Origin of the sequence: Actinoplanes sp. NPDC048791, assembly GCF_040650095.1 — a bacterium.
Classification (GTDB): Bacteria; Actinomycetota; Actinomycetes; order Mycobacteriales; family Micromonosporaceae; genus Actinoplanes.
The window spans coordinates 1-3,707 of the sequence record NZ_JBEZGQ010000836.1 but is presented as its reverse complement, the minus strand read 5'-3'; the positions used below and the strand labels follow the sequence as shown (position 1 = coordinate 3,707).

Genomic DNA, 3,707 nt, shown 5'->3' with positions numbered 1-3,707 from the left:
GCGGCACCCCGGGGTGCGACGCACCGGCCGAGCTCAAGATCGCCGATTCCTGGGGCGACGCGGCCTGGGGCTGCCCCGCCCACGTCGAGGAGGCCATCATCAACGTGCGGTCGGTGTTCATCGCCAGCGAGGAGCTCGGCGGCCTGGCCGCCTATCTCAACCGCTGACCGGCCCGACCGGATCCCGGTCGCGCTGGTGGAACATGCCGGCGTGCCGGGTGCGCAGTTCCCGCTTGAGCACCTTCCCGGTGGGACCGAGCGGGAGATCCTCGATCACCACCGCGGCGAGGGTGGCCAGCCCGGCCGCCGACAGCTCCTTGTTCGCCTTCTCCAGGATCAGCTCGGCGGTGGCCGCGGCCGCGCCGGCCTGCGGGCGGACCACGGCGATCGGGATCTGGCCGCAGCCGTCGGGCGCCGGTACGCCCACCACCGAGCAGTCCAGCACCAGGTCGGCGCAGTCGGCGATCAGCACCTCCTCGAGCGGCAGGCTGTAGACCGGCCCGGCCAGGGTGTCGATGACGTCGACCGTACGGTCCAGGTGGTAGTAGTTGCCCTCGGCGTCGCGGCGGGCCACGTCCCCGGTCAGCCAGTAGCCGTTGAGCTCGAAGCTCTCGGTGAGCCGCGCGTTCTTCCAGTACCCGGGCGTCCGGGACGGGGTGATCACGCCGAGCAGGCCGACCGTGCCGTCGGGCAGCTCGTTGCCGTCGTCGTCGAGCACCGCCGCCTTGATCACGGCGTCCTGCGGTTTGCCGACGCACCTGTCGTTGCGCGGCGTCTCCGGGGTGCTCAGCCCGCCGAACAGGGCCATGCCCATCTCGGAGGAGCCGAGCCCGTCGATGAACTGCGAGCCCGGCAGCGCGCCGTCCGCGGCCCGGTCCTGCGGCAGCAGCCAGGCGGCGAGCAGCCCGGCCGGGCGTTCACCCAGGCCGACCAGGCGCCGGATGTGGCCGTAGTGGGCGGAGTCGCCGGTGTTGAACCAGGAGTGCACCCGGGCCGCGCCGCGCACCGGCAGGTCGCCGGTGGCCAGCTCGACGAAGGTACGCGGGAACGACGCCAGCATGGTCGGCTGGAACGTCTCCATCACCGGCTCGACCACGCTGCGCCGCCAGTCGGCCATCACCACCGTGGGCAGGCCGAGCAGGATCGCGGTGAGGAAGTAGCTGAGCCCGCCGGCGTGCGTGTGCGGCATCAGCGACATCAGCCGGTCGTACGGCTCGGCCGGGAACCGGGTCATCCGCGCCTGCTTGCCGTCCCAGAAGCTGCGGTGCCCGAGGATGGTGGACTTGGGGCTGCCGGTGGTGCCCGACGAGTGGATCAGCGCGCACACGTCGTCGGGCCCGTGCCGGTACGGGTACTGCTCGGGCAGCTGCGTACCGGTGTCGTCGAAGGCCTGGATCTCGGCGGCGAGCGTCAGGAACCGGGGCCGGGTGGCCGGGTCGGCCCGGTACGCCGAGGCCAGCCGCGTGGTGTCGTCGGCGACCACCCCGACCACGCCGACGTGCTCGAGGTAGCGGAGCAGCACGTCCATCCGCATGGCGTCGTTGATCATCGCCGGGATGGCCCCCAGCGCGGTCAGGGCCAGGTAGTGGATCAGCGGTTCCAGTCCCTCGGCGACCACGATGCCGACCGGGTCGCCGGCCCGGACCCCGTTGGCCCGGTACCACCGGGCGTACCGGTCGCGCAGGGCGGCCAGCTCCAACAGGCTGTGCCCGCGCAGCGTCACCTGGCCCCGGTGGTCGACGCTGTGCGTGTAGATCAGCGGCAGCGCCCGGTTCGGGTTGGACCGGACGGCGTGGTCGAGGAAGTTCCCGGCGCCCAGGTCCGGTTCGGTCATGAACTGCCGGCGCACGTCGAGCGGGGCGATCGGACTGTCGGTCATCGCTTTCTCCTTGCGGTTTCGTGGCTGGACAGGATTTCCGCGGCGACCCGGTGACCCGAGCGGATGGCACCCTCCATGAGCCCGAAGAACTCGGTGCTCGTCTCCGTGCCGGCCCAGTGCACCCGGCCGTGCGGGGTGCTCAGGTGCGGACCGAGCCGCGACCAGTCGCCGGGCCCGAACACGGCCGCGTAACAGCCCCGGCTGTAGGGCTCGTTGACCCAGTCGCTGACGTGCACGGCGACCGGCGCCGGCAGCCGGGGGAACAGCTCGGCGACCTGGTGCAGGGCCTCGGCCTCGCGGGCCGCGGGGTCCAGCGCCGCGAACCGGTACGCCTCGGCGCCGGTCACGAACCCGGTCAGCACCCCGGCGTCGCCCCCGGGCGGCGAGTCGTCCACCGTGGACAACAGCGGGCCGGTGGCGCTCACCGACCAGCCCGACAGCCCGTGCGCGTGCCAGTACGGCTCCCGGTAGACGATCTGCACCTTCACCGCGCAGCCCCGCCCGGTGGCCGTGGTGGCCCGGGGTGCCGGCAGGCCCGGCCGGTAGTCGATGGCCTGGGCCAGCACCGGCGGCACCGCCACCACGACCGCGTCGCCGTGGTGGTGCTCGCCGGTGCCGGTGTGCACGCTCACCCGGCCGTTCTGCTGATGGATCGCGTGGACCGGCCGGTTCAGCCGGATCCGGGCGCCGAGCTGCGCGGCGAGCCGTTCGGCGACCTGGTGGGCGCCGCCGAGCACCCGGTCCTGCTGCGCGCCGCCGGCGAACGCGTTGAGGTATCTGATCCCACCGCCCGAGCGCAGGTAGAGCGCCATGTGCAGGACCGACACCGAGGCCGGGTCGGCGGCCATCATCTCGCCCAGGAACAACGGGAAGAACAGCCGCGCGTCCGGGTGTCGCAGGTTGCCGGCGGCCCACTCCGCGGCCGTGACGGTGTCCAGGGCGGCCGCGTCCGGGGTTCGCCACGGCGCGTCCGGCCGGACCCGCGCGGTCAGGTCGTAGAGCAGGTCGAACAGCTCGCCGAGGGCGACCGCGTTGAGCGGCGGGAACCGGCCGGCCCGGGTCTTCTCGCCGCTGCCCAGCGCGAACCGGCTGCCGCCCCACATCGCGGTCGGTGTCGCCGACAACCCCAGCCCGGCCAGCAGCTTGTGCAGTTCGGTGTGCCGGTCACCCAGGTACGCCGCCCCGGCGTCGGCCCACGCGCCCGGCGCCACCTCGATGCCGTGGGTGCGTCCGCCGACCCGGTCGCGGGCCTCCAGCACGGTGGTCTCCACCCCGGCGGCGGCCAGGTCGGTGGCGGCGGTCAGCCCGGCCAGCCCGGCGCCGATCACCACGACGCTCATCGGGGCGCCCCCGTGACCGTGCTGGCCAGCGCGGCCGGGGTGGGGGCGAGCAGGAAGTCCTCGAAGGTCAGCTCGACGCCGTGCTCTCGGGCCACGGCACTGAGCACCCGGGTCGCCAGGAGCGAGTCGCCGCCCAGGTGGAAGAAGTCGTCCTGCTCGCTGACCCGCGGGTTCTCCAGGACCCGCCGGAACAGGTCGGTCGCCTGGTGGACGTTCATGACAGCATCTCCTTGCTCGCGCGCCGATCGACCTTGCCGCTCGCGGTGTAGGCGAGCTCGGCCACGACGTGGATGTGACTGGGAACCAGGTGGGCCGGGACCCGGCCGCGCAGGTGGGCGGCGATCCGGTCCGGCAGCCCGGTGCCGGACGTGCCGGCCCGGGGTACGACGTACGCCGCGAGAGCCGTGCGGCCGGGCCCCCGGCCCCCCGTGTCCAGGGCCCCCCGGACCCCCCGCTGACCCGGCAGGTGCGCGTCCCCCAACGCCGGGG

General features: G+C 73.9%; 4 protein-coding genes. All 4 read right to left on the bottom strand.

Annotated elements, in window-relative coordinates:
- Positions 1-156: 156 nt before the first annotated feature.
- Complete coding sequence (locus AB0C29_RS38040; protein ID WP_360831082.1) at positions 157-1,878, bottom strand: class I adenylate-forming enzyme family protein; 1,722 nt, start codon at positions 1,876-1,878, stop codon at positions 157-159.
- Positions 1,875-3,218: an FAD-dependent oxidoreductase gene (locus AB0C29_RS38035; RefSeq protein ID WP_360831079.1), complete on the bottom strand. Its 1,344-nt coding sequence runs from the start codon at positions 3,216-3,218 to the stop codon at positions 1,875-1,877. Before AB0C29_RS38035 ends, AB0C29_RS38040 begins: the two co-directional genes overlap by 4 nt.
- A complete protein-coding gene (locus tag AB0C29_RS38030) occupies positions 3,215-3,436 on the bottom strand; it encodes an acyl carrier protein (RefSeq protein ID WP_360555644.1) in 222 nt (73 codons plus the stop codon). Before AB0C29_RS38030 ends, AB0C29_RS38035 begins: the two co-directional genes overlap by 4 nt.
- Positions 3,433-3,707: AMP-binding enzyme (locus AB0C29_RS38025; RefSeq protein ID WP_360831076.1), on the bottom strand; the 275-nt coding region annotated here is incomplete at its 5' end. The genes AB0C29_RS38025 and AB0C29_RS38030, both read right to left, overlap by 4 nt.